Source organism: Acidisphaera rubrifaciens HS-AP3, assembly GCF_000964365.1.
Lineage (GTDB): Bacteria > Pseudomonadota > Alphaproteobacteria > Acetobacterales > Acetobacteraceae > Acidisphaera > Acidisphaera rubrifaciens.
The window spans coordinates 1-1,704 of sequence record NZ_BANB01000475.1; the positions used below are offsets into that span (position 1 = coordinate 1).

Genomic DNA, 1,704 nt, shown 5'->3' on the forward strand with positions numbered 1-1,704 from the left:
CTGACCGCGGTCGCGCTCACCGCCCCCCACCCGGCCCGCGCGCAGCTTCGTCCGGGCAGTGTCGCCCCCCTGTTCACCGCCGAGGCGGCGCAGGGCGGCCAGACCATGCGCTTCTCCCTCGCCGACGCGCTGAAGCGCGGGCCGGTCGTGCTGTATTTCTTCCCGCAGGCCTTCACCTCCGGCTGCACGCAGGAGGCGCACGACTTCGCGCAGGCAATGGACGACTACCGAAAGCTCGGCGCGCAGGTGGTCGGCGTCTCCGGCGACGACATCGCGACCCTCGGCAAGTTCTCGGTCCACGACTGCGCCGGCAAGTTCCCGCTGGTCGCCGACAAGGACCGGGCGGTGATGAAGGCGTATGACTCCGTCCTCGTCCCCATGACGTCGTACGCGAGCCGCACCAGCTACGTCATCACGCCCGACGACAAGATCCTGTATGCCTACAACGCCCTCAATCCGGATCAGCACGTCGCGAACACGCTCGCGGCGCTGACGCAGTGGCGGGCGACGCATCCCGCGGACGCCGCCGCCCATTAAACAACGAGGAAACCCGACCTTGCCGCACCTGCTGTACGTTGAGTCGTCGCCGCGCAAGCAGCGCTCGGCCTCGATCGAGGTCGCGCACGCCTTCATCGACGCCTGGAAGGCGCGGCACCCCGACGGCACCGTCGACACGCTCGATGTCTGGAACACGCCGTTGCCGGAGTTCGACGGCGACGCGCTCGACGCCAAATACGCGGGCCTCGCGGGACAGGCGCTGACGCCGTCGCAGCAGGCGGCGTGGGACGGCATACGCGCGATCGCCGACCGCTTCCACAAGGCGGACGTCATCGTCATCGGCGTGCCGATGTGGAACTTCGGCATCCCCTATAAGCTCAAGCACCTGATCGACGCGATCTCGCAGAAGGACGTGCTGTTCACCTTCGACGAGCGCGGGCTGAACGGGCTGCTCGGCGGCCGCCGGCTCGTCATCGTCGCGGCGCGCGGCATCGGGCTCGATGATTTCCCGCGCGCGCAGTTCGACTTCCAGGAAAGCTACATGACCGCCTGGGGCAAGATGGTCGGCATCACCGATATCGAGATCATCGCCGCCGAGAAGCTGCTCTACGGCCCGGACGCCGACACCGCCTCGCGCGCGGCGGCGCGGGACGCGGCGGCGACCCTCGCGCGACGGTCATAACCGCCACGCGCCGCGACGCGGCGGGGCCCCTCTGGCGCCGCCGGCTTCCCGGCGGTAAGGCGTGTCGAAGCCATGATCGACACGAACGATGAAGAGATCGGCCTGATCCGGGAAAGCGCGGCCGCCGTCGCGCCCCCGGGCGGCGATCTGCGCCGGGTGCGCGCACTCCGCTTCGCCACCCCCGGCTTCGACCCCGCCACCTGGGCCACGATCCGCGAGATGGGTTGGCCCGGCTTCCGCGTCGCCGAGGCCGAGGGCGGCGCCGGCCTCGGCATGCGCGCCTTCTGCGCGCTGGTGGAGGAGCTGGGCGCGGGCTTGGTGCCGGAGCCGCTGATCGGCGCCGCCATGGCCGCCGCCATCCACCCGCCGCTGCTGGCCGACGACCGCCTCGTGCTGCCCGCGTGGCAGGAGCGGACCGGCAGCCTGGAGTTGGCGGGCGACACCACCCTCGCCGGCGGCCGGCTGCGCGGGCGCAAGGTGTTCGTGCCGATGGCCGCCGGCGCGCGCGCCTTCGTGGTGACGGC

Annotated in this window: 3 protein-coding genes; all 3 read left to right on the forward strand. The window is 71.4% G+C overall.

Annotation, left to right across the window (positions count from 1 at the left end):
* Nucleotides 1–537, forward strand: a 537-nt coding sequence (locus B8460_RS13245) for a peroxiredoxin (RefSeq protein ID WP_048862079.1), incomplete at its 5' end; no start/stop codon positions are given.
* 19 nt (nt 538–556) lie between these two features.
* Nucleotides 557–1,180, forward strand: coding sequence for an FMN-dependent NADH-azoreductase (locus B8460_RS13250; RefSeq protein ID WP_048862080.1), 624 nt, complete (start codon nt 557–559; stop codon nt 1,178–1,180).
* Nucleotides 1,181–1,252: 72 nt separating this feature from the next.
* A partial coding sequence (locus tag B8460_RS13255; protein WP_048862081.1) for an acyl-CoA dehydrogenase family protein occupies nt 1,253–1,704 on the forward strand: 452 nt, incomplete at its 3' end.